The organism is Streptomyces thermoviolaceus (genome assembly GCF_045209695.1).
Classification (GTDB): domain Bacteria; phylum Actinomycetota; class Actinomycetes; order Streptomycetales; family Streptomycetaceae; genus Streptomyces; species Streptomyces thermoviolaceus.
The window spans coordinates 2,475,488-2,497,753 of the sequence record NZ_CP109280.1 but is presented as its reverse complement, the minus strand read 5'-3'; the positions used below and the strand labels follow the sequence as shown (position 1 = coordinate 2,497,753).

Below are 22,266 nucleotides of genomic sequence, written 5' to 3'. Positions count from 1 at the left end.
GCCGGTGTCCGGCCCGCCGCAGAGCGGCCCGGACCCGGCGCACCCGCGGCGCACCCGTGGCGCGCCGTCGTGACGACACGCCTTACTGACACAGTGTCGACGGATCAGGAGTTGAGGTAAGTGAGGACGGCAAGAACACGCCGGTGATCCCCGTCACTCGGTGCCAGGCCGAGCTTCATGAAGATGTTGCTGACGTGCTTCTCCACCGCGCCGTCGCTGACCACCAGTTGCCGGGCGATCGCCGAGTTCGTCCGGCCCTCGGCCATCAGGCCCAGCACCTCCCGCTCGCGCGGGGTCAGTGCGGCCAGCACGTCCTGCTTGCGGCTGCGCCCGAGCAGCTGCGCGACCACCTCGGGGTCCAGTGCCGTCCCGCCGCGCGCCACCCGCACCACCGCGTCCGTGAACTCCCGTACGTCGGCCACGCGGTCCTTGAGCAGATAGCCGACCCCGCGGCTGGAGCCCGCCAGCAGCTCGGTGGCGTACCGCTCCTCCACGTACTGCGACAGCACCAGCACACCGAGGTCCGGGTGCGCCTTGCGCAGCTGGACCGCCGCCCGCACCCCCTCGTCGGTGTGGGTCGGCGGCATCCGCACGTCCACCACCACGACATCGGGCAGCTTCCCCTCACGGTGCAGCCCGGTGATGGTGGCCACCAGCGCCTCGGCGTCCCCGACGCCCGCCACCACCTCGTGCCCGCGGTCCGTGAGCAGCCTGGTCAGGCCCTCCCTGAGCAGCACCGAGTCCTCGGCGATGACCACCCGCACCCTGTCCTCCACGATTCTCGGCCCCCACGTGCTCGCTGCCTCGCTCCTCCCACGGCCGCCGGCACGCCGGTGACGGCGGTGGCGGCAGGGTCCAGCATCCCAGCATCGGCACGACGGCGTGTCGCACCGAGAGCGGAGCCCGCGGCACCAGGGGCGCCCGCACATGTTCCGGCCTGCGGGCCGCGGCCGTGACGCCGCGGCCCGCAGGCCGCCATCGGTCGTCGGTATGCCGTCAGCGCCGCCAGGGCAGCTCCGCGGTCACCCGGGTGGGTCCGCCGGGCGGCGAGTCGACCACCAGGACCCCGTCCACCGCGTCCAGCCGCTCGGCCAGCCCGCGCAGCCCCGACCCGCCGTCCAGCCGGGCTCCGCCCACACCGTCGTCCACGACCTGCAGCATCAGCCGGTCCTCGGACCGCCACACCTCCACCGACGCCGACCGGGCCCGGCTGTGCTTGCTGACGTTCTGCAGCAGCTCCGACACCGTGAAGTAGGCGATCCCCTCGATGGCCGGGGCGGGCCGCTCCGGCAGGTCCACGTCCACCCGCACCGGCACCGTGCACCGGGAGGCCACCGACGACAGGGCCGCGTCCAGCCCCCGGTCGGTCAGCACGGCCGGATGGATGCCGCGCGCCAGGTCCCGCAGCTCCTGCAACGCGGTCTTCACCTCGCCGTGCGCCTCCTCCACCATGCGCGCCGCCGCCTGCGGATCCTCCGCCAGCTTCTCCTTGGCCAGGCCCAGCTCCATCGCCAGGTTGACCAGGCGGGCCTGCGCCCCGTCGTGCAGATCGCGCTCGATGCGCCGCAGGTCGGCGGCGGCCGTGTCGATCACGACCCCGCGGTCCGACTCCAGCTCCGACACCCGCGCCGACAGCCGCGACGGACCGAGCAGCCCGTGCACCAGCAGCCGGTCCACCGTCGTCAGCGCCCGCACGACCCACGGGGTGGCCAGCACGATCAGCAGGCCCACCAGCGCCGTCACGGCGATCTCGAAGGGGTTGTCCAGATAGAACGCGTGCTGCCCGTCCCCGTAGAGCTGGATGCCGTCCTGCCCGCCCCACACCGGGAAGGCCCAGAACCACAGCGGGTACGTCAGCAGCGACCAGCCGGCCGCCCAGAAGGTCACCGCGACGCAGAACGAGAACACCGCCCACGGGAACTGCACCAGCGTGTACAGCAGCGCCCGCCAGGAGGCGCCGCTGCGCAGCACCGCCCCCGACCAGGCCAGCGGGCCGTTGCCGGTGCGCGGCCGCACCGGCTCGGGGTCGGCCACCTCGCAGCCCAGCAGCGCCCGGGCCCGTGCCCGCTCCAGCGCGCCGAACCCGCGGCACCCCGCCAGCGCCGCCGCCAGCACCGGGATGCCCAGGAACGTCACCAGCAGGCCGGCCCCCAGCGACACCATCGTCACGGCGTAGGTGAACAGCGCGACGGCGACCGGCAGGCTGAGCAGCACATAGCCCAGCTCACGCCAGTGGCGGCCCTCGACCGGCGCCCGCAGTCCCGCCGGCAGCCGGAGGCGCCGGTCCGGCGCGACGCCGAGCCCGTGTCCCTGTACCGGTCCGTGTCCTTCTCCGGGGCCGTGTCCGTCTCCGAGTCCGTGTCCGCGTCCGTGTCCGTGTCCGAGGCGGTGGCCGTGGCCGCGGGCGCCGGTGCCCGGCGCGTGCGGCGCTGTCTCGGGTGATCGGTCGTGCATGGTCATCGGCGTCGTCCCGTTCCCCTCGTTCCCCTCGTCGTGCACGTGTTCCTGCGGTTCCCCGCCGTGTCTTCAAGGCTCCTCGGGAACGGGCTGCCGGACCATGGAGCGCGTCGGCGTCTCGCACCGGGGGTTTCCCCCACCTCAGCGGCGGCGACGGCCCCCCGCCCGCCGGGCCGGAGCACCACGGTCCCGCCAGGGCAGCTCCGCGGTGACCGTCGTCGGGCCGCCCTCGGGGGAGTCCACGACGAACAGCCCGTCCACGGCGTCCAGCCGCTCGGCCAGCCCGCGCAGCCCCGACCCGCCGTCCAGCCGGGCCCCGCCCACACCGTCGTCCACGACCTGCAGCATCAACCGGTCCCCCGACCGCCACACGTCCACCGACGCCTGCGACGCCCCGCTGTGCTTGCTGACGTTCTGCAGCAGCTCCGACACCGTGAAGTAGGCGATGCCCTCGACGGCCTCCGCCGGACGCGAGTCCAGGTCGACGGTCACCTTCACCGGCACCGTGCACCGGGAGGCCACCGACGACAGGGCCGCGTCCAGCCCCCGGTCGGTCAGCACGGCCGGATGGATGCCCCGGGCCAGGTCCCGCAGCTCCTGCAGGGCGAGCTTCACCTCGCCGTGCGCCTCCTCCACCATCGCCGCGGCGGCGTCGGGGTCCTCCAGCAGCTTCTCCTTGGCCAGGCCCAGCCCCATCGCCAGATTCACCAGGCGGGCCTGTGCCCCGTCGTGCAGATCGCGTTCGATGCGCCGCAGGTCGGCGGCGGCCGCGTCCACCACCACGCCCCGGTCGGACTCCAGTTCGGCGATCCGCCGCTCCAGCTCGTCGGAGGGCGACAGCAGCGCCCGCGCCATCGCCCGGTCCACGTTCGCCATGCCCCGCGCCAGGAACGGCAGCACCGGCCACAGCACGAACAGCGAGGTGAGGGTGACCGAGAAGGTGAAGACGCCCCACGGGAACCGGATGACGTCGTACAGCACCCCGCGCCAGGCCACCGGGTCCTTCAGCGCCAGCCACATCCCGCTCAGCCCGCCGCCCTGGCCGCGCAGCGGCAACGGGCTCGGCTCGTCGATCCGCACCCCGAGCAGTGCCCGGACCCGCAGCCGCTCCAGCCTGCCCAGCTGCCGCTGACCCCACAGCCCGGCCGCCAGCAGCGGCAGTCCGATCACGGTGACGGCCATGCCGGCGCCGGTGCTCAGCACGGTCACCACGTAGACGAACCCGACCGTCGACATCGGCAGGTTCGTCAGCAGGTGGGCGATCTCCTTCCAGGTGGCCGCCGGGAAGGCGAAACCGGGCTTCGGCAGCCGGTCGCGGTCGGTGTCCTCGGCGCCGGCGGCGGCACGGCCGGTCACAGGGGTGCGTGCGGTCATAGGGTTCAGCGTGCCGCGCGGCGGGCGGTGGCGCCATGAGGTCGACCGCCCCGGCGAGCGGGGGAAAACCCCACCTCGACGAGCGTGCGCGGACCCTCTGGTGGCCCAGTGCGCACGCCCCCGGTCGTACGTTGCGCGGACCGTCTGGTGGCCAGTGCGCACGCCTCCGGTCGTACGTTGCGCGGACCGTCTGGTGGCCCAGTGCGCACGCCTCCGGTCGTACGTGCGCGGACCGTCTGGTGGTACGTGCGCGGGCACCTCTGGTCGTACGCGCGCGGGCACCTCCGGTCGGACGTGCGCAGACCGTCTGGTCGTCGTGCACGGCTCCCTGGTCATGCGCATGCTTGATGCCTCCGGCCGCACAGGCGTGGACCCCGTGGTCTCACATGCGCGGCCGCCTCGTCCCCGGGGCGACGGGGCCGCTTACCCTCTCTTTATCAGGGCCTAGACTCCCGTGCGTACACAAGGTGCGCATCCGTCCGTACATCCGTACGGAGCACGCGACAGCACGAGACCAGGGAGCGAGGGACGGTGCCTGAGACGTTGCCGGACACGGTGCGGGGGTCGACCGTCGTCGCGGCCGACTACTTCCACGCCTACTCGGTCGTCGGGCTGCTCGCGGTCGTGGGCGTGCTCTTCGTCGCGGTCGCCTTCGGCGCGGGCCGGCTGCTGCGCCCGGTGGTGCCCACCCCCGAGAAGCTGCTGACCTACGAGTGCGGCGTCGACCCCGTCGGTGAGGGCTGGGCCCACACCCAGGTCCGCTACTACGTGTACGCCTTCCTCTACGTGATCTTCGCGGTGGACTCGATCTTCCTGTTCCCCTGGGCGACCGTCTTCGCCGCCCCCGGCTACGGCGCGGCGACGCTGGTGGAGATGTTCCTCTTCCTCGGCTTCCTCGCCGTGGGTCTGCTCTACGCCTACAAGAAGGGAGTCCTGGCATGGACGTGAACGCCTCGACTCCGCCGGCCGCCGGCCCCGTCCCGCTCCCCGAGCCCAAGCGCCTGGGGGCCCTGTCCCGGCTCGCTCCCGAACCGATGAAGGTCGTCCTGAACTGGGGCCGCCGCTACTCGCTGTGGGTGTTCAACTTCGGTCTCGCCTGCTGCGCGATCGAGTTCATCGCCGCGTCGATGTCCCGGCACGACTTCATCCGCCTCGGCGTCATCCCGTTCGCTCCCGGACCGCGCCAGGCCGACCTGATGGTGGTGTCCGGCACCGTCACCGACAAGATGGCCCCGGCGGTCAAGCGCCTGTACGAGCAGATGCCCGAGCCGAAGTACGTCATCTCCTTCGGGGCCTGCTCCAACTGCGGCGGCCCGTACTGGGACTCGTACTCCGTGACCAAGGGCGTGGACCAGATCATTCCCGTCGACGTCTACGTCCCCGGCTGCCCGCCGCGCCCCGAGGCGCTGCTCCAGGGCATCCTCAAGCTCCAGGAGAAGATCGCCCGCGAGTCGCTGGGCGAACGCTACGGCGCACCCGCCCGCGCCTCGGTGGCGGCGCTGCGAAGCGACCTGGTGAAGCCTCCGGCGCCGCACGGCGCGCGGGAGAACGGGACGGCGGACGGCGACCGGACCGCCGGCGACGACCGGGCCGAGGACGGCTCCGGCCGGCCGGGCGGCACCGGACCCGCGGGCGAGGGGAGCGCGCGATGAGCGGGGCCGGCTGGCTGCCCGCGCCCACCGAGGACCTGTTCGGACCCGAGGCCACGGCCGAGGAGTCCTACGAGGTCCTCACGGTGGACGTACCCCCGACCGCATGGCTCGCCGCCCTGCGCACCGCCCGCGACGAGCTGGGCTGCACCTACTTCGACTGGCTCAGCGCGGTCGACGAACCGGGTCTGGGCCTGCGCGTCTGCGCCCATGTCGCCGCCCTCGCCCCGGTGCGGCGGCTGCTGCTGCGCACCACGGTCCCGCACGAGGAGCCCGTCCTGCCCAGCGCGGTCGACGTCTACCCGGGTGCCGCCTGGCACGAGCGGGAGACCCACGAGATGTTCGGGGTCGACTTCACCGGCCACCCCAACCTGGAGCATCTGCTTCTGCCGGAGAACTTCGAAGGCCACCCGCTGCGCAAGGACTTCGTGCTGGCCGCGCGGGTCGCCAAGGCATGGCCCGGCGCCAAGGAACCGGGCGAGTCGGACCACGGCGGACCCCGGCGCCGCCAGATGCTGCCCCCGGGCGTACCCGACCCCAACGAGTGGGGTCCCCTCAAGGGACAGCTCCCGGCCGCCCCGGCCCGCGGCGCGCGGGCTGCGGGCGCTGGGCGCGCGGGCGGCCCGGTGCGCCGCCGCACGGCGGCCGGGACCGAGACCGCCGGGGCGGGGGAGACCACGGCGGGGGCGCCGCAGGACACCACCGGTCGTGCCGGCGCCACCCGGCCGCGCCGGATGCGGAAGGCCTCCGAGGGCTCGGTGAGCCAGAGCGCGCGGTCCGCGCCGTCCGCGCCGTCCGCTCCGGCGGGGGAGGGCCCGGCCGGCGAGGCCTCCGTGGCCCATGAACCGAACGCACCGGGTGCACCGGGCGCACAGCCGCCCGCCGCGCCCCCGGCACGCCCACGCCGGATGCGCAGCGCGTCGGAGGGGTCGGCGTCCCAGCGGGCCGGCGGTGCCCCTGGTACGGCGGCGGGGCCTCGGCGTCTGCGCAGTGCGTCGGAGGGCTCGGCGTCGCAGCGCGGCGGCGGTGTCTCCGGCACGGCGGGGCCGCGCCGGATGCGCAGTGCGTCGGAGGGCTCGGCCTCCCAGCGGGCGGCCGCCCAACCACCGGCGAGCCGTGCGCCCCGCAGCCCGGACGCCCCCTGGCACCACGCCCGCCCCGCCTTCGACGAACCGGAGCAGCAGCGGCGTCCGGCGCCCGAAAGGCGGCCGGAGCCGAAGCCCGAACGGCCGAAGCCCGAAGGCCACGCGCGGCCGGAGTCCGCCAAGCGGTCGGAGCCGAAGCCCGAGAAGCGCACGGAACCGCAGACCGAGGAGCGGCGGCAGCCGAAGTCCGAGGAGCGGCCGCGGCCCGACGTCTCTCAGGGATCCCCGGTCCCCGAGGTCTCTGAGGCCTCCCCGGCGCCCGAGGCCGCCGAGGCCCCCGAACCCCCTGACAGCCCCGAAGCCCCCGCAGCACCGGAAGGAGACACGCAGTGAACGGCGTGGCCGACGTCGCCCTGCGGCTCCTTGCCGTCTTCGTGGCGTTCCTCGTTCTCCCGCTGCTCGTCGGGCAGACCGAGCACAAGGTGATGGCCCATATGCAGGGCCGTCTGGGCCCCATGTACGCCGGCGGCTTCCACGGCTGGGCTCAACTCGTCGCCGATGGAGTGAAGTTCGCGCAGAAGGAGGACGTGGTGCCCGCGGGCGCGGACCGCCGTGTCTTCCAGCTCGCCCCGGCCGTGGCCCTGCTGCCGTATCTGCTGGTGCTGCTCGCCGTCCCCATCGGGCCGGGCTCGGGCCTGGTCGGGCAGGTCGTCGACGCGGGCATCTTCTTCGTGCTCGCCGTGATGGGCGTCGGCGTCCTCGGCTCCCTCATGGCCGGCTGGGCCTCCGCCAACAAGTTCTCCCTGCTCGGCGGTCTGCGCACCGCCGCCCAGCTGCTCGCCTACGAGCTGCCGATGCTGCTCGCCGCCGCCTCCGTGGCCATGGCGGCCGGCACGGTGTCGCTGGTGGGCATCCTGGACGCCTTCCACTGGTGGTGGGTGCCCTGGCAGATCGTCGGCGCCTTCGTCTTCTTCGTGGCCGGTCTCGCCGAACTGCAACGCCCGCCGTTCGACATGCCGGTGGCCGACTCGGAGATCATCTTCGGCGCGTACACCGAGTACACCGGCCTGCGCTTCGCTCTGTTCCTGCTCGCCGAGTACGCCGGCATCGTCGTCCTGAGCGGCCTGACCACCGTCCTGTTCCTGGGCGGCTGGCACGGGCCGTGGGGCGCCGACGGCCTCGGCTGGCTGTGGACCCTGCTGAAGACGGCCGTGCTCGCCTTCGTCGTCATCTGGCTGCGTGTCAGCTACCCGCGGCTGCGCGAGGACCAGCTGCAGAAGCTGTCCTGGACCCTCCTCGTGCCGCTGTCCCTCGCCCAGATCGCCCTCACCGGCATCGTCAAGGTGGTGATCTCCTAGTGTCCCGCCCCACGCCGGGCCACCGCCCCGCAACGACGCCCTCCGGGCGGCCCCGCGCCTCCTTCCCCGGCTCGGGTCTCGCCAAGGGGCTGGCCGTCACGCTGCGCACGATGACGAAGAAGACCGTCACCGAGCAGTACCCGGACGTCCAGCCCGAGCTGCCGCCCCGCACCCGCGGGGTCATCGGCCTGTTCGAGGAGAACTGCACGGTCTGCATGCTGTGCGCCCGTGAGTGCCCGGACTGGTGCATCTACATCGACTCGCACAAGGAGACGATCCCGGCGGCCACCCCGGGCGGCCGCGAGCGCAGCCGCAACGTCCTCGACCGTTTCGCGATCGACTTCTCGCTGTGCATGTACTGCGGCATCTGCGTCGAGGTCTGTCCCTTCGACGCGCTGTTCTGGTCGCCGGAGTTCGAGTACGCCGAGACCGACATCCGTGACCTCACCCACGAGCGCGACAAGCTGCGCGCGTGGATGTGGACCGTGCCGGCCCCGCCCGCCCTGGACGCGGGCGCGGAGGAGGCGAAGGAGCTGGCCGCCGCCCGCCGCAGCGCCGAGAAGCTGGCCGCCCAGCAGGCCGCCGCCCAGGACGGGCCGGCGGCACCGCGGGAGGGCGACGCGTGACCCCCTCCCACGCCGCCGTGTCCGCCGCGGCCGCGGCCGAGCACGGTTTCCTGTCGCCGACGGGCGTCGAGATCACCTTTCTCCTGGTCGGCCTGGTCACCTTCGGCGCCGCCCTCGTCACCGTCACCACCCGCCAGTTGGTGCACGCCGCCTTGTGGCTGGTGGTCGCCCTCGGCGGCCTCGCCGTCGAGTACCTGCTGCTGACCGCCGAGTTCATCGCCTGGGTGCAGGTGCTGATCTATGTCGGTTCCGTCGTCGTGCTGCTGCTGTTCGGGCTGATGCTCACCAAGGCGCCCATCGGCCGTTCCCCGGACGCCGACTCCGGCAACCGCTGGGCCGCCCTGCTGGTGGCCGTCGCCGCGGCCGTCACCCTGGTCTGGGTGGTCGTCGACGCGTTCCGCACCACCTGGATCGACCTCGACGGCCCGGCCGCGGGCTCCACCAAGGTCACCGGGGCCGGCCTGTTCCAGAACTGGGTGCTGCCCTTCGAGGCCCTGTCCGTCCTGCTGCTCGCCGCCCTGGTCGGCGCGATCGTGCTGTCCCGCAGGGCCAAGGCGGACGACGCCGCGCAGCGACAGGCCCGGGCTGCCGCCGCCGCGCAGCGGGTCCGGGCGGCCGGCGCCGCGCCGCAGGGCCCGGCGGCCCGCGACGGGCGGCAGTCCGCCGAGGAGGGGGAGCACTGATGCACCTGGTCTACCCCGCCGTGCTGTCCGCGCTGCTGTTCTGCACCGGCCTGTACGGCGTCCTCGCCCGCCGCAACGCGATCCTGGTCCTGATGTCCGTCGAGCTGATGCTCAACGCGGTCAATCTCAACCTGGTCGCCTTCGACGTCTGGCTCAGCAAGGCCGCCCGCGACACCCTGCACTCCGGGCAGGCCCTGACCCTGTTCACCATCGCCATCGCCGCCGCCGAGATCGGCATCGGCCTGGCGATCATCCTCGCCGTCTACCGCAACCGCGGCACCTCGGCCATCGACCGGCTCCGCGACGCCGCCGAGGGCCACGGTGACGGCTCCGACGACTCCGCCGGCTCCGACAGCACCGTGCCCGGTGCCGAGAAGGCTGAGGCCACCGCGTGACCACGACCACCAACGCCGTTCTCGTCCCCCTCCTGCCGTTCCTCGCCGCCGTCGCCGGGCTGCTGCTGGGCCGCACCGCCCCCGGGTTCGTGCGCCCGCTGGCCGTCCTGCCGACGCTCGCCTCCCTCGTCCTCGCGGTGCTCGTCGCCGCGGACCAGGGCGGCGGCCCCGCCGTCGACGCGGCCACCCAGCTCACCCCCACCGGCTCGGTCCCCGTCGAACTGGCCCTGCACATCGACGGCACCGCCGCGCTCGTCGCCGTCCTCGTCGGCGTCGTCGCGACCTGCGTGCAGATCTACTCCACCGGCTACCTGCGCGACGACCCGCGCTACCCCTCCTACGCCGCGCTGGTCTCCCTGTTCACCTCCGCGATGCTGCTCGTCGTCTACACCGGCGACCTGATCGTGCTGCTGGTCGGCTGGGAGGTCATGGGCATCTGCTCCTACTTCCTGGTCGGCCACTACTGGGAGACCCCCCAGGCCCGCGCCGCCTCCCTCAAGGCGTTCCTGGTGACGAAGCTCGGCGACGTCCCCTTCCTCATCGGCCTGTTCGTGCTGGCCGGCGACGCGGGCTCGTTCCGCATCACCACCGTCCTCGGCACCGTGGCCGCAGGCGGACTGCACCATCCGACCCTCGCCGCCCTGCTGCTCCTCGCGGGCGTGGCCGGCAAGTCGGCGCAGTTCCCGCTGCACAGCTGGCTGCCCGACGCGATGGCCGGCCCCACCCCCGTCTCCGCGCTGATCCACGCCGCGACCATGGTCGCCGCCGGTGTCTACGTCGTCGCCCGGCTCCTGCCCGTCTACCAGGCCTCCGCGGCCGCGATGACGGTCCTCGCGGTGATGGCCGCCGTCACCATGGCCGGGTCGGCGCTCGCCGCCCTCGCCCAGGACGACATCAAACGCGTCCTGGCCTACTCCACGATCAGCCAGCTCGGCTACATGACCGGCGCCCTCGCCGCCGGCGACCGCGGTGCCGCCGTCTTCCACCTCCTGTCCCACGGCGCCTTCAAGGCGCTGCTGTTCCTCGCCGCCGGCGTGGTCATCCACGTCGCCGGCACCAACTCGCTGGCCGCGATGTCCCGCATGGGCACCCTGCGCGACCGCGTCCCCGACGCCTACTGGACGATGACCGTCGCGCTGCTCGCGCTCGCCGCGATCCCTCCCTTCAGCGGCTTCTTCTCCAAGGAGACCGTCCTGGCCGCGGCCGAGCACGCCGCGACGGGCCACACCCCCCACGTCCCCGCCGCGGCCGGCTGGACGGTGCTCGTCGCCGGCCTGGTCACCGCGCTGCTCACCGGCGCCTACGCGCTGCGCCTGTGGCTGCTCGCCTTCCACGGCCGCGGCGCCGACGCCCCCGGCCACGGCCGGCAGCCGGTGGCCATGAACACCGTGCTGTGGGTGCTCGCCGTGCCGTCCCTCGCCTTCGGCGGACTGACCTACCGTCTCCTGCCCGACTGGCTGGGCGGCGGCAGCCTCGCCCCCGCTCTGACCACCTCCGTGCTCGGCACCGGCCTGGCCCTGGCCGGCGGCGTCCTCACCTACGGCGCCTGGCGGCACACCACCGCCCGCGCCGCACGCACCCCCCTGGGCGCGGTCGCCGCCCACCCGCAGGCCGACGCCGGCCTCGTCGAGGCGGAGGCCATCGCCGGGCACGAACCCGCCTACGGCTCCATCGCCTCCGCACCCGACCCCGCCGACCCCGGACGGCTGCTGCTCGGCCCGCTGCACCGCCACGCCGCCGCCGGCTTCCACCTCGACGCCCTCTACCGGGCCGTGTTCGTCCGCCCGGTGACGGCCGGCGCGAGCCTCGTACGGTTCCTCGACCGCGAGGTGGTGGAGACCTACGTGCGCGGCGCGGGAGCCGTGCCCCGGCTGCTGGGGGCCGCCGTCCGGCGCGCCCAGACCGGCAATGTGCAGACCTATGTGAGCGCGCTGCTCGCCGGCACCGTCGTCCTGGCGGTCGCCGCCGTCCTCGTCGCCACGGGAGCGTGAGCAGGCGTGATCGATATCAGCGAGTCCGTGATGCAGTTCCTTCTGGCATTCGTCGTCGCCGCCCCGCTCCTGGGCGCGCTGGCCGCCCTGCTGCCCGCGCCGCCCGGACTGAAGGGAAAGACCCCCGAGCAGGCCGTGCTCCGGCACGGCGTGACCGTGACCGGCGTCGTGCTCCTCGCCGCGATCGCCCTCGCGGCGGGCTTCGACCACGCCCACCCGTCGAGGATGCAGGCCACGACGAACGTCAGCTGGATCCCCGCACTCCATGTGCGCATCCACCTCGGCATCGACGGCATCTCCCTCCCCCTCGTCGTGCTGACCGCGCTGCTGACCTTCCTCTGCGCGCTGTACTCCTACTTCAAGCCCCCCACCGGCCCCGCCCCGAAGGCCTACGTCGCGCTGCTGCTCCTGCTCGAGACCGGCACCCTCGCGACCTTCACCGCCCTCGACCTCGTGCTGTTCTTCCTCGCCTTCGAGACGGTGCTCGTCCCGATGTACTTCCTCATCGCCCGCTGGGGCGGCGAGGGACGCCGCGCCGCCGCCTGGCGGTTCGTCCTCTACACCCTGCTCGGCTCCGTCGTCATGCTGCTCGGCCTCCTTCTCGTCGGCATCGAGGCGGGCACGTTCGACATGGTGGCACTCGCCACTGACAACGGCCGGTCACTGACCACATCCGTGCAGGTCGTCGCCGTGCTGGCGATCGGGATCGGCCTCGCGGTCAAGTCCCCGATGTGGCCCCTGCACAGCTGGCTGCCCGACGCCCACACCGCCGCCCCGACCACCGGCTCCGTCCTGCTCGCCGGGGTCCTGCTGAAGATGGGCACCTACGGCTTCGTCCGCATCCTCCTGCCGGTCGCCCCCGACGGCTTCCGCACCTTCGCGCCCGCCCTCGCCGCCTTCGCCGTCGTCGGGATCGTCTGGGGATCCCTCGCCTGCCTCGCCCTCGCCCGGCGCGGCGCCCGAGGAGACCTCAAACGGCTCATCGCCTACTCCTCCGTCGGCCACATGGGCTTCGTCCTGCTCGGCATCGCCACCATGACCCCCACCGGCGTCAACGGCGCCCTGTTCGCCAACATCGCCCACGGCCTGATCACCGGCCTGCTGTTCTTCCTGGTCGGCGGCCTGAAGGACCGCACCGGCACCACCGACCTCGACACCCTCGCCCAGGACACCGGCGCCGCGCTGTACGGCACCGCCCCACGCCTGGGCGGCCTGCTCGCCTTCGGTGCCGTCGCCTCCCTCGGCCTGCCCGGCCTGGCCGGATTCTGGGGCGAGATGCTCGCCCTGTTCGGCGCCTTCCGGCCGGCCGCCGGCCTGAGCCGTCCCGCCTTCCTCACCTTCATGACCATCGGCGCCCTCGGCACCCTGCTGACCGCCGCGTACCTGCTCGTCGTGGTCCGCCGCGTCTGCATGGGCGCCGCACCCGCACAGGCACCCCGCCTGCCCGACGTGCGCGGCTTCGAGTTCGCGGCCTGGACGCCGCTCGTCGTCCTCACCGTCCTCGCCGGGCTGTGGCCCAAGGCCCTGCTCGGACTGACCGACCCGGCCGTGCAGCAGTTCCTCGCAGGAGGCACCCGATGAGCACCCTGGCCCAGCCGGCCGCGTCGCTGGTCCAGTCCGTCGACTGGCTCGCCGTCGCCCCGCCCGCCCTCACCGCGCTCGCCGCCCTGGCCGTCCTCGTCGCCGACCTGTTCCTGCCCCGGGCACGCAAACCCCTCCTCGGCCGGGTGGCCGTCGCCGCACTCGCCGCCTCCGCTGTCCTGCTGCTGCCCCTGCGCCACGGCGACCACAGCACCTTCTGCGTCCCCGGCCACCCCGGCGTCTGCAGCTACACCGCCGACCATTTCGCCCTGATCGTCCAGTTCCTGGTGCTCGGCGGCGCCCTGCTGACGGCCCTGCTGTCGGTCACCGCCCTCACCGACGCCCGCGGCCGGCTGCCCGAGGGCGAGTACTGGTTCCTGCTGCTGTCCTCCGCGGCCGGAGCCGCCCTGCTGCCCGCCGCCCGCGACCTGGCCACCCTGATCGTCGCCCTGGAGGTCGCCTCCCTGCCCGCGTTCGCCCTGGTCGGCCTGCGGCACGGCGACGCCCGGTCCACCGACGCCGCCCTGAAGTTCTTCCTGTCCTCGGTCACCGCCACCGCCGTCAGCCTGATGGGCGTCAGCTTCGTCTACGCCACCACCGGCACCCTCCACCTCACCGAGATCGCCGCCCGCATCCAGCACGTCGACGGCAGCCTGCAGACCCTCGCCCAGACCGGCGTCGTCCTCACCCTCGTCGGCTTCGCCTTCAAGACCGCCGCCGCCCCCTTCCACTTCTGGGTCCCCGACACCTACGTCGGCGCCCCCCTGCCGATCGCCGCCTACCTGTCCGTCATCGGCAAGGCGGTCGGCTTCACCGGCCTGATCCTGGTCACCGTCGTCGCGTTCCCCGGCTACTCCGCCGCCTGGGGCCCCGCGCTCGCCGTGCTCGCCGCCCTGACCATGACCGTCGGCAACGTCGGCGCACTGCGCCAGCAGCCCACCCGCACCCACAGCGCCGTCCGCCTGCTCGCCTGGTCCTCCGTCGGACAGGCCGGCTACCTGCTGGTCCCGATCGCCGCCGCCGGCTACGCCGAGGACCCGCAGACCTCCATCGGCTCCACCGTCGCCTACGCCCTGATGTACGCGGCGGTCAACCTCGGCGCCTTCGCGGTCGCCGCCCTCGTCGGCCGCAGCCGCACCCGCAACCGCGTCGCCGACTACCGCGGCCTGTACGCCTCCCGCCCCCTCACCGCCCTGGTCATGGCCTTCTTCCTGCTGTGCCTGGCCGGACTCCCGCCGGGCGTGATCGGCCTGTTCGCCAAGGTCGTCGTGTTCTCCGCGGCCGTCGACGCCGGCCTCGGCTGGCTCGCCGTCGTCATGGCCGTCAACGTCGTCGTCGCCCTGTACTACTACCTGCAGTGGACGGCCCTGCTGTTCCGCGCCCCCGAGGGCGAACCCGTACGGCTGCGCGTCCCCGCGCCCGTCACCGCCGCGATCGCCCTGACCGCGGTCCTGGCCGTCGCCCTGTCCGGTGCTCCCCAGCTGGTCCTCCGCTTCGCAGGCGGCAGCCTCTTCTGAGACCGGCGTCCCGCGGGCGGCGGGCACCCCTGCGGACCGGCGCTTCGTGACGGCAGCCCACCCACGGGGACCGGCGCTTCGTTACGGCAGCCCACCCACGCGGACCGGCACTCCGCGGGCGGCGGACGCCCGCGGAGGTCCGCACCCCACCCCGCGCGGGCCTTTGCCCGGCACCGCTCACCCGGACGGGCCGCCCCCGCCCCCCCGCACCCGGGAACCCTCGGCGACCGCCCGGCGTTGACCAGTGACGAAAGGGGTCACTGGACGTGACACCACGAGGACGTCACGTCCAGTGGCGTCCGCAGCAAGCGAAGGGTTCCCCTGCCGCACCACTTGGAGGGCGTACCGTGCACCGCCGGCACAACGGGCTCAGGACCGCAGTACTCCTCGGGGTACTGTCCGCCCTCATCATCGTCATCGGCGGCTTCTTCGGCCGCACCGGGCTGGTCGTCGCCGTCCTGGTCGCCCTGGGCACCAACGCGTACGCGTACTGGAACAGCGACAAGCTCGCCCTGCGCGCCATGCGGGCCCGCCCGGTCAGCGAGTTCGAGGCCCCGGGCCTGTACCGGATGGTCCGTGAGCTGTCCATGCAGGCCCGCCAGCCGATGCCCCGCCTGTACATCTCCCCGACCGAGGCACCCAACGCCTTCGCCACCGGCCGCAACCCGCGCAACGCCGCCGTGTGCTGCACCGAGGGCATCCTGCGCATCCTCGACGAACGCGAGCTGCGCGGCGTCATCGGCCACGAGCTCAGCCACGTCTACAACCGCGACATCTTGATCTCCTCCGTCGCCGGCGCCCTGGCCTCCGTGATCATGTTCCTGGTCAACTTCGCCTGGCTGATCCCCATCGGCCGGTCCGACGACGACGAGGGACCCGGTCTGTTCGGCATGCTGCTGATCATGCTCCTGGGCCCGCTGGCGGCCACCGTCATCCAACTCGCCATCAGCCGTTCCCGGGAGTACGAGGCCGACGCGTCCGGCGCCCGCCTCACCGGCGACCCGCTGGCCCTGGCCAACGCTCTGCGCAAGCTGGAGGCGGGCGCTCAGCAGCTGCCGCTGCCGCCCGAGCCCCGGATCGAGACCGCCAGCCATATGATGATCGCCAACCCGTTCCGCCCGGGCCAGGGGATGGCGAAGCTGTTCTCCACCCACCCGCCGATGGCGGAGCGCATCGCCCGGCTCGAGCAGATGGCAGGTCGCACCCTGTGAAGACGATCCTGAACATCATCTGGCTGCTGCTCAGCGGTCTGTGGCTGTTCCTGAGCTACCTCCTCGCGGGGGTGCTGCTGTGCATCACCGTGATCGGCATCCCCTTCGGCATAGCGGCCTTCCGCATCGGCCGCTTCGCCCTGTGGCCCTTCGGCTACACCACCGTCGAACGCCGCGACGCCGGAGCCCCCTCCTGCATCGGCAACGTCCTCTGGCTCGTCCTGGCCGGCTGGTGGCTGGCCCTCGGCCACATCGTCACCGGCGTCATGCTCTGCCTGACCGTCATCGGCATCCCGTTCGGCATCGCGAACTTCAAGCTGATCCCGGTCTCGCTGTTCCCGCTGGGCCGCGAGATCGTCCCCACCGACCAGCCTTTCGCGACCCGCTGACTCCAGCCCGTTCCCGCCCGGCAGGCAACCGTGGCACGCCGTCATGGCGTCCTTCGCACCGACACGGCCCGAGCGCGCGGAGCACCCGCGACCGCGCAGACCGTCGGCCGGGGAAGGGCAGGTCAGGCAATGAGTGTCATCGCATGGATCTTTCTGGGGCTGCTGGCGGGAGCCATCGCGAAATTCCTGCTGCCGGGCCGTGACCCGGGCGGCCTCATCGGCACCACGCTCATCGGCATCGCGGGGGCGTTCATCGGCGGCTGGATCTCGGCCCGCTGGCTGGACCACCCCATCTCCCGCGACTTCTACGACGGCGCCACCTGGGCCGCCGCGATCGGCGGCTCCCTGGTGCTGCTGATCGTCTACCGGATCCTGTTCGGCAACTCGCGGGACTGAGGGCGGGTCCGGACGCCGCCGTGTCTGTGCGACAGGAAGCGGATCGACCGAGAAACACGGCTACGCGGTGACGGTCGAACGGAACGGCAACCGGGGCGCAGGACCGGCCGGTCACCGCGCTGGCGAACCCGACGGCATGCCCAGGACGTCCGTCGCGATGGCCGCACGGCGCCGTGAGGGGACCCGCCCGAGCGACCGGACGACAAGAGCACAACGCGGGCCCACCGACGGAACTCCCGGCGATGGGTCCCCGTCGTGCCCTGTGCCGTCCGCTCAGCGGCGTGGAGGGGTCACCGGTAGTTCACGAACTGCATCGCGAAGTCGAACTCCTTGCCCTTCAGCAGCGCGATGACGGCCTGCAGGGCGTCCCGGCTCTTGGAGCTGACGCGCAGCTCGTCACCCTGCACCTGGGCCTTCACGCCCTTCGGACCCTCGTCACGGATGATCTTCGCCACCTTCTTGGCGTTCTCCTGCGAGATGCCCTCCTTGATGGAGGCGAAGATCTTGTACTCCTTGCCGGACAGCTGGGGCTCGCCGGCGTCCAGCGCCTTCAGCGAGATGCCGCGCTTGATCAGCTTGGACTGGAAGACGTCGAGGACAGCCTTCACCCGGTCCTCGGAGTTGGCCTCCATGAGGATCTTGTCACCGGACCACGAGATCGAGGCACCCACGCCCTTGAAGTCGTAGCGCTGCGAGATCTCCTTGGCGGCCTGGTTGAGGGCGTTGTCGACCTCCTGCCGCTCGACCTTCGAGACGATGTCGAAACTGGAGTCGGCCATGTCCTGTGGCTCCTTGTTGCGTGATGTCGAGGTGGGTTCCAGCTGCGTGTCGGCGTCCACCGGAGTCCGCCGCCGAGTCCGGTGTCCGGGTCCCGGGCGCATCCGGACCAGCCTAGCCACCCCCATGATCTCCGGGCGTGGATCGATCAGGTGGCGAAGCACCCCTCGGCATCAGGTATTGTTTACGTCGTTGCCAGGGAGCGACGCCGAAAGGCGGGCGACCTGCAGCATCCCAGGCGGTGTGCCCGAGTGGCCAAAGGGAGCAGACTGTAAATCTGCCGGCTCAGCCTTCCTAGGTTCGAATCCTAGCGCCGCCACACGAGCGACCGGGGCCCGGTGACCTGCGAGAGCAGCAGGTCACCGGGCCTTAGTCGTGTAGCTGAGAGAGCAGCGCACTGTCTCGCTGCATCTCGTCCTGGAACGCTCCGTCTCGGGCTGTGTGGACGGGCTGTGGACGGCCGTCCACAGCGCTCAGCCGTACCCGTTCAGGCGTGCCGAGATCTTCGCGTTCGCCGCTTCGTCTCCGTCGCTCAGGAACTTTGCGTAGACGCGGAACAGTACGGCGACACTGTGGCCGGCACGCTTCGCCACAAGCTGAGGCTCCACACCAGAGCTGAGCCACGTGGACACGGCGGCGTGACGAAGATCATAGGGACGCTTGGCCAGCGAAGACGCGTACTGCGAAGGAGTGAGAGCCCGCGCCCGGGCCTCAGCCCAGACTTCGCCATAACCGGTGTCCTGGATCAGCCCGCCGCGCTGGGTACGAAACAGCCGACCGTCCGGGGCGACGCCGTACGCCATGACGTGCCAGCGCAGCAGGGACACGAGTTCCGGCGGTATGGGAACTTGCCGGACCGCTTTCCGCGGCCGGTGCTTGAGTCCTCGCCTGTCGTGGGCGTCGCCGCTGTCCGTCCATGCGGTGCCGGAGCGCGGTCGTGTCTCTCGGAGCCGCAGCATGCCCCATCCGCGTCGCGGCAGGTCGCAGTCCTGGAGGCGCAGGCCGATGACCTCCGCCGGCCGTGCTCCGGCGTAGTACATACAGCCGAAGAAGGCGACCAGACGACGTCCCCGGGCGCTTTGATCCCGTACGGCCGCTAACAGTTTCGCCGCTTGGGCAGGATCAGGTACGCAAGCCGGGTCCACCTCCTCTTCAACCTGCTCAGGTGCCTTCCACTGGATCTTGTGAAGAGGGTTCTCCGCCAGCAGTTCGGCATCCACCGCGTACGCGAGCGCATTGTGAAAAATGGCCCGCTTACGGCGAATGGTGGACGCTGCGGCCGTCGTACCGTCCAACTTCCTGGTGAGGAGGTCCAAGGCGGCCCGGACGCGCATCCGGTCGGCCAGCGCGGATGCGGGCACCGAGTTGCGTTCGAACCAGCGGAGAATCTTCCCGACCTCCGGGGGCGGTTCCTCGTCCCACCGGTTCTTGTTGAACGCCCAGCCGTAGAGGGCCGCGCGCGCGTTTCTCGGGTCCGGCATTCCCTTGGTGTCCTTCACGAGCGCCGGCATGACGGTCGCCATGGCCTCAGCGAGAGTCCTGCGGGTGGAGGCCGGGGAGTGCGGCCACTTCATCTCGATGTACCGGCGGGCGTGCTCGTACCAGGTGGTGTTCCGTTTCTCGGTGAGCAGGGACTTCGGTAGTCCGCTGTCGACATCGAACGGTTCACCCTGACGCGCCGCAGTGATGAGCTGGGCCCGGCGGCTCTCCGCCAGGCCCAGCGTCAGGAAAGACTCCGAATGGGAGCGGTTCCCCACCTTCCACCGGAGCTGGTAGGGCTTCCGGTAGTCACGCTTGCGGATAGCCCAGATGCGTACGGTGTAGCTCCACTCAGTCACGCGGCTTCCAGTTCGTCGATGAAGGCGTCCAGGTCACTTCGGCGCACACAGATGCGGCCGGTCGGCGTGCGCCGCGCCTCCGGCCCGTAGCCGCGGTTACGCCAGCGATACCACGTGGCGCGGCTGATGCCGATCTCTTCCAGGGCATCGCTCAGGGGCACCAGCGGGTCCTTGGGGGTGCGCCGTCGACGAGAAGGGGTTGCCATGCCTGGGTCTCCTTTTGAGCAGGAGGAGGGACAGAGCGAAAGGGGGCCAGGGGTGTTTGGGCCCCTGGCCCCTCCCAGGAATCCGCTACATCCGCTACGTCCGCTACAGCCCAGGTCAGGGGCATGTTTTCTGTAGCGGATGCGTGGCGTGTAGCGGCTCGGTGCCGCTACGCCGGGCCGCCGCCGGTGGCGGACGTAGCGGTTTCGGCGGGCGTGTAGCGGATGCCGGGGAGGCCATCCGCTACGGATTCGCCCCTAGTGACCTGCGGTGTAGCGGCTGTAGCGGATGTAGTGGATCTGACGGGGGGCGGGGGGCAGTACCGGGCCCACGCGTCGGCCAGGTCCTCCGCGTAGTAGCCGCGCGGGACCGCGCCGCCCGGGGTGCGGATGGGGCGCGGTTTGATGGGCTTGTTGGCCGCGGTGACGTACTGGCTCAGCAGCCGGGCCAGGCCGCGGGAGGTGAGCGGCTTGCCGCCGATGTCGACCCAGGGGGCGTCGTCCATGGCGAGCAGGCATTCCAGGATGGCGGCGGTGGGCATCCGGTCGGCGCCGCAGAACACGGTGTCGCGCAGGTCGGTGAGCAGGCGCACGCCCAGCGACGCCTCATCGTCCTGTGCGGCGGCGGCCACCAGCTCCACGCAGGCGGCCCGGGCGCGCTCCGGCCAGGCGCCGCCGGCCGCGTCGGCAACAGCGAGCAGGGGTTCCCACACGTCGGCGGGCCGGTCGGTGACGCCTTCGGGCATCGCCGGCCAGGCGCCCTCCACGGCGTCGCGGACGGTATCGGCCCACTTCGCGAGCCGGTCGCGCAGCGCGCGGCCCTCCTTCTCGTGGACGCGCTGCCGGTAGGGCTCCACCTTCTCGTTCCGGGCGCGGCGGCGCATGCGGATGATGACCGAGCGGGTCAGGATCGTGTCCGGCAGGGAACCGAGCCCGGCCATGGCGACCGCGCAGTAGGAGGGGAACGCCTGCACGCTCTGGCTGGAGCCGTCGCCCACGCACCGGTAGGTGACGCCAGAGCGCCGGTGTCCGGCGTTCAGGAAGCCTCTCAGCTCCTCGTTGTCGCCGGCCTTGGGGCCGAAGACGGTGTCGATCTCGTCGAACAGGATGGTGGGGCGTCCCTCGGTGCCGGAGACGGCCCGGAACAGGGCGGCGGCGGACGCGTTGACGGCGACCATCGGCTGCGGCACCAAGGTTTCCACGATCTCCAGGGCGCGGGACTTTCCGGACCCGGGCTCGGGGGAGAGGAAGGCGAGCCGGGGGGTGGAGTCGAAAGCGTCGAGCAGGTGAGCGTGGGCGTCCCACAGGGTGACGGCCACATAGGCGGCCTCGGTGGGGAAGACGTTGAAACGGCGGTGGAACGCTTCCACCTCGTCCAGCAGCGCGGCGCCGTCGATGGACGGCGCGGGCACCTGAGTGGGCGTCATGCGGCGTTCCTCCCTTCTTGAGTGGTGCGCAGTGGGCAGAGGTCGCGGTGGGCTTCGTGATCTTTGATCAGGGCGAGCACCCGATGCCGACCGACGGCGCTTTTGTCCCGGCCGCACATGCACTTCGAGGTGGCGGTGGGGGTGGAGCCGCGCGGTGCGCAGACGTGGAGCCACGCCATGGGGAAGCGGTCGTCACCGGCCAGCGGGCGACTCGGGTTCCGGTCGGTGAGAGGGGATGAAAGGACGCCCTGACGGGCGGCCTCTTCTCGGCCGCGCTCGGGAGCCGGGGCCGCCGCGGCGACGGCGGGGCCGGGATGCGGCGGGGCGTCAGGAGGGCTTTTCAGGTTGCAGCGGGCGGGGGAGGTGGTCATGCCGCCTCCTCGCGTGGGCGGGCGGTGCGGATTGACCAGTTCAGGGCGCTGCGGATGGTGGCCCGGCACTCGCCCGGCGGGAGTCCGGCCGCCTCTCCGGCCGCCTGAAAAGCCTCCTCCACCACGTCGCGCGGGATCTCGCCCCAGGCGACGAACCGGCCCAGGGCACGGGCGCCAGCCAGCAGCCGGTTGTTCCGGCCGCCCTCCCGCGTGGCGGCGACGGCGGCCGTCTCCCGCTCCAGGGCCACCTGGGCGCGGCGGGTGATCGGCCCGGAGACGATAACCGGCGCCAGCGCCGTACGGGCCGTGTGTGCCGGTCGGAGCCGCTCCAGGAGCCAGACAGGCAGCGGCGCCGCCGGGCTGGTGTTCACGGCCTCGTAGGCGCCGTGCGGGGTGATGCTGCCAGCGGCCACGATGTTGCCGCCCCACGCGCGGGTGTCGACGTTCGGGGCGACGGTGCGCGCGGTGCAGTGCAGTTCCACCCCGGGCGGGGCAGTGAAGTACAGGTGCATGCCGCCGGAGGGCGTCCGCACCGTGTAAGTGGTCGGCCACGGCTCGCCGGCGCGCTCGCAGAGCGCCAAGAAGACGGCCGCGCCGCAAGGCGCGTCCGAACTACTGCCTTTGTCCTTGGGCATGTCCAGGTCGACGACGACCAGGCCGGATGGACCGGTGGCGATGCCGACGTTGAACGCGCCCGCGCTCCATGCGGCCCGGATGCGGTCGGGGTCGGTGGTGGCCCGCTGCTCCCACTTGCGGTGTCCGTTGGCGCAGTCGCCGGTGCCGGGACAGGTGCGTTCGCCGTGCAGGGCGGACGCCTTGCCGCCGGGGCGCAGCGGGTGGACGTGCCAGCCGCGAGCCGCCGCATCCAGGGCGGCGGCGAGCAGGCGTGCTCGCCGGGCGGCGGGGTGATGGGTCATGCTGGATGCCTCCAACAGGTC

General features: G+C 72.5%; 22 protein-coding genes and 1 tRNA gene. 14 read left to right on the top strand and 9 right to left on the bottom strand.

All coding sequences use genetic code 11. From position 1 onward, the window contains the following. Positions 1-104: 104 nt before the first annotated feature. The 3 genes from OG899_RS10895 to OG899_RS10885 all read right to left on the bottom strand — a co-directional run bounded on the left by OG899_RS10895 (position 105) and on the right by OG899_RS10885 (position 3,831). Positions 105-764, bottom strand: coding sequence for a response regulator transcription factor (locus OG899_RS10895; protein WP_308293323.1), 660 nt, complete (start codon positions 762-764; stop codon positions 105-107). Positions 765-996: 232 nt separating this feature from the next. Beyond that, the gene (locus tag OG899_RS10890) at positions 997-2,454 is read right to left on the bottom strand and encodes a sensor histidine kinase (RefSeq protein ID WP_168131565.1); all 1,458 of its coding nucleotides are present in this window, start codon (positions 2,452-2,454) and stop codon (positions 997-999) included. 144 nt (positions 2,455-2,598) lie between these two features. Continuing rightward, positions 2,599-3,831: a sensor histidine kinase gene (locus tag OG899_RS10885; RefSeq protein WP_168131544.1), complete on the bottom strand. Its 1,233-nt coding sequence runs from the start codon at positions 3,829-3,831 to the stop codon at positions 2,599-2,601. 531 nt (positions 3,832-4,362) lie between these two features. On the opposite strand from OG899_RS10885, the gene OG899_RS10880 reads away from it, so the two are divergent. From OG899_RS10880 to OG899_RS10820, 13 genes are all read left to right on the top strand, one after another. Continuing rightward, positions 4,363-4,779: an NADH-quinone oxidoreductase subunit A gene (locus OG899_RS10880; protein WP_229814196.1), complete on the top strand. Its 417-nt coding sequence runs from the start codon at positions 4,363-4,365 to the stop codon at positions 4,777-4,779. Next, positions 4,770-5,483, top strand: coding sequence for an NADH-quinone oxidoreductase subunit B (locus OG899_RS10875; protein WP_189428146.1), 714 nt, complete (start codon positions 4,770-4,772; stop codon positions 5,481-5,483). The genes OG899_RS10880 and OG899_RS10875 overlap by 10 nt, the downstream gene beginning before the upstream one ends. Next, a complete protein-coding gene (locus OG899_RS10870; protein ID WP_189428145.1) occupies positions 5,480-6,958 on the top strand; it encodes an NADH-quinone oxidoreductase subunit C in 1,479 nt (492 codons plus the stop codon). The genes OG899_RS10875 and OG899_RS10870 overlap by 4 nt, the downstream gene beginning before the upstream one ends. Beyond that, positions 6,955-7,923 carry a complex I subunit 1 family protein gene (locus OG899_RS10865; RefSeq protein ID WP_125496556.1) on the top strand — a complete coding sequence of 323 codons (969 nt, stop codon included), beginning with the start codon at positions 6,955-6,957 and terminating at the stop codon, positions 7,921-7,923. Before OG899_RS10870 ends, OG899_RS10865 begins: the two co-directional genes overlap by 4 nt. A gap of 110 nt (positions 7,924-8,033) precedes the next feature. Continuing rightward, on the top strand, positions 8,034-8,549 hold the full coding sequence (locus tag OG899_RS10860) for a 4Fe-4S binding protein (RefSeq protein WP_125496562.1): 516 nt from the start codon (positions 8,034-8,036) through the stop codon (positions 8,547-8,549). After that, positions 8,546-9,232: an NADH-quinone oxidoreductase subunit J gene (locus OG899_RS10855; RefSeq protein WP_125496555.1), complete on the top strand. Its 687-nt coding sequence runs from the start codon at positions 8,546-8,548 to the stop codon at positions 9,230-9,232. The genes OG899_RS10860 and OG899_RS10855 overlap by 4 nt, the downstream gene beginning before the upstream one ends. Then, on the top strand, positions 9,232-9,627 hold the full coding sequence (gene nuoK, locus OG899_RS10850) for an NADH-quinone oxidoreductase subunit NuoK (protein ID WP_125496554.1): 396 nt from the start codon (positions 9,232-9,234) through the stop codon (positions 9,625-9,627). Before OG899_RS10855 ends, nuoK begins: the two co-directional genes overlap by 1 nt. Beyond that, positions 9,624-11,618, top strand: a complete 1,995-nt coding sequence (locus tag OG899_RS10845) for an NADH-quinone oxidoreductase subunit L (RefSeq protein ID WP_168131546.1) — start codon at positions 9,624-9,626, stop codon at positions 11,616-11,618. The genes nuoK and OG899_RS10845 overlap by 4 nt, the downstream gene beginning before the upstream one ends. A 6-nt stretch (positions 11,619-11,624) precedes the next feature. Continuing rightward, the gene (locus tag OG899_RS10840) at positions 11,625-13,199 is read left to right on the top strand and encodes a NuoM family protein (RefSeq protein ID WP_125496552.1); all 1,575 of its coding nucleotides are present in this window, start codon (positions 11,625-11,627) and stop codon (positions 13,197-13,199) included. Then, positions 13,196-14,716 carry an NADH-quinone oxidoreductase subunit N gene (locus tag OG899_RS10835; protein ID WP_168131547.1) on the top strand — a complete coding sequence of 507 codons (1,521 nt, stop codon included), beginning with the start codon at positions 13,196-13,198 and terminating at the stop codon, positions 14,714-14,716. Before OG899_RS10840 ends, OG899_RS10835 begins: the two co-directional genes overlap by 4 nt. Before the next feature lie 347 nt (positions 14,717-15,063). Further along, positions 15,064-15,927, top strand: coding sequence for a zinc metalloprotease HtpX (gene htpX / locus OG899_RS10830; RefSeq protein ID WP_125496550.1), 864 nt, complete (start codon positions 15,064-15,066; stop codon positions 15,925-15,927). Further along, positions 15,924-16,316, top strand: a complete 393-nt coding sequence (locus OG899_RS10825; protein ID WP_125496549.1) for a YccF domain-containing protein — start codon at positions 15,924-15,926, stop codon at positions 16,314-16,316. The genes htpX and OG899_RS10825 overlap by 4 nt, the downstream gene beginning before the upstream one ends. 129 nt (positions 16,317-16,445) lie before the next feature. Beyond that, positions 16,446-16,712, top strand: a complete 267-nt coding sequence (locus OG899_RS10820; RefSeq protein WP_125496548.1) for a GlsB/YeaQ/YmgE family stress response membrane protein — start codon at positions 16,446-16,448, stop codon at positions 16,710-16,712. Positions 16,713-17,002: 290 nt separating this feature from the next. Here OG899_RS10820 and OG899_RS10815 read toward each other — a convergent pair whose 3' ends face one another. After that, positions 17,003-17,491, bottom strand: coding sequence for a YajQ family cyclic di-GMP-binding protein (locus tag OG899_RS10815; protein WP_125496547.1), 489 nt, complete (start codon positions 17,489-17,491; stop codon positions 17,003-17,005). A gap of 235 nt (positions 17,492-17,726) precedes the next feature. Between OG899_RS10815 and OG899_RS10810 the strand changes: the two genes are divergently transcribed. Next, a tRNA-Tyr gene (locus OG899_RS10810) sits at positions 17,727-17,808 on the top strand. Between the two features lie 154 nt (positions 17,809-17,962). Here the strand turns inward: OG899_RS10810 and OG899_RS10805 are convergent. The 5 genes from OG899_RS10805 to OG899_RS10785 all read right to left on the bottom strand — a co-directional run bounded on the left by OG899_RS10805 (position 17,963) and on the right by OG899_RS10785 (position 22,245). Continuing rightward, a complete protein-coding gene (locus tag OG899_RS10805) occupies positions 17,963-19,327 on the bottom strand; it encodes a tyrosine-type recombinase/integrase (protein WP_406311006.1) in 1,365 nt (454 codons plus the stop codon). Further along, positions 19,324-19,533, bottom strand: a complete 210-nt coding sequence (locus OG899_RS10800; RefSeq protein ID WP_067398669.1) for an AlpA family transcriptional regulator — start codon at positions 19,531-19,533, stop codon at positions 19,324-19,326. The genes OG899_RS10805 and OG899_RS10800 overlap by 4 nt, the downstream gene beginning before the upstream one ends. A gap of 167 nt (positions 19,534-19,700) precedes the next feature. Next, positions 19,701-20,957: a DUF3631 domain-containing protein gene (locus OG899_RS10795; RefSeq protein WP_067398671.1), complete on the bottom strand. Its 1,257-nt coding sequence runs from the start codon at positions 20,955-20,957 to the stop codon at positions 19,701-19,703. After that, positions 20,954-21,328, bottom strand: coding sequence for a hypothetical protein (locus OG899_RS10790; RefSeq protein WP_406311005.1), 375 nt, complete (start codon positions 21,326-21,328; stop codon positions 20,954-20,956). The genes OG899_RS10795 and OG899_RS10790 overlap by 4 nt, the downstream gene beginning before the upstream one ends. Continuing rightward, positions 21,325-22,245, bottom strand: a complete 921-nt coding sequence (locus OG899_RS10785; RefSeq protein ID WP_406311004.1) for a bifunctional DNA primase/polymerase — start codon at positions 22,243-22,245, stop codon at positions 21,325-21,327. The genes OG899_RS10790 and OG899_RS10785 overlap by 4 nt, the downstream gene beginning before the upstream one ends. Positions 22,246-22,266: the final 21 nt, after the last annotated feature.

Excerpts from the sequence above, each read along its gene's own strand:
- OG899_RS10875 (WP_189428146.1), top strand. The coding sequence starts at position 4,770 with ATGGACGTGAACGCCTCGACTCCGCCGGCCGCCGGCCCCGTCCCGCTC.
- OG899_RS10820 (WP_125496548.1), top strand. The coding sequence starts at position 16,446 with ATGAGTGTCATCGCATGGATCTTTCTGGGGCTGCTGGCGGGAGCCATC.
- OG899_RS10835 (WP_168131547.1), top strand. The coding sequence starts at position 13,196 with ATGAGCACCCTGGCCCAGCCGGCCGCGTCGCTGGTCCAGTCCGTCGAC.
- OG899_RS10795 (WP_067398671.1), bottom strand. The coding sequence starts at position 20,957 with ATGACGCCCACTCAGGTGCCCGCGCCGTCCATCGACGGCGCCGCGCTG.
- nuoK (WP_125496554.1), top strand. The coding sequence starts at position 9,232 with ATGCACCTGGTCTACCCCGCCGTGCTGTCCGCGCTGCTGTTCTGCACC.
- OG899_RS10885 (WP_168131544.1), bottom strand. The coding sequence starts at position 3,831 with ATGACCGCACGCACCCCTGTGACCGGCCGTGCCGCCGCCGGCGCCGAG.
- OG899_RS10785 (WP_406311004.1), bottom strand. The coding sequence starts at position 22,245 with ATGACCCATCACCCCGCCGCCCGGCGAGCACGCCTGCTCGCCGCCGCC.
- OG899_RS10890 (WP_168131565.1), bottom strand. The coding sequence starts at position 2,454 with ATGCACGACCGATCACCCGAGACAGCGCCGCACGCGCCGGGCACCGGC.
- OG899_RS10800 (WP_067398669.1), bottom strand. The coding sequence starts at position 19,533 with ATGGCAACCCCTTCTCGTCGACGGCGCACCCCCAAGGACCCGCTGGTG.
- OG899_RS10815 (WP_125496547.1), bottom strand. The coding sequence starts at position 17,491 with ATGGCCGACTCCAGTTTCGACATCGTCTCGAAGGTCGAGCGGCAGGAG.
- OG899_RS10870 (WP_189428145.1), top strand. The coding sequence starts at position 5,480 with ATGAGCGGGGCCGGCTGGCTGCCCGCGCCCACCGAGGACCTGTTCGGA.
- OG899_RS10790 (WP_406311005.1), bottom strand. The coding sequence starts at position 21,328 with ATGACCACCTCCCCCGCCCGCTGCAACCTGAAAAGCCCTCCTGACGCC.
- OG899_RS10860 (WP_125496562.1), top strand. The coding sequence starts at position 8,034 with ATGACGAAGAAGACCGTCACCGAGCAGTACCCGGACGTCCAGCCCGAG.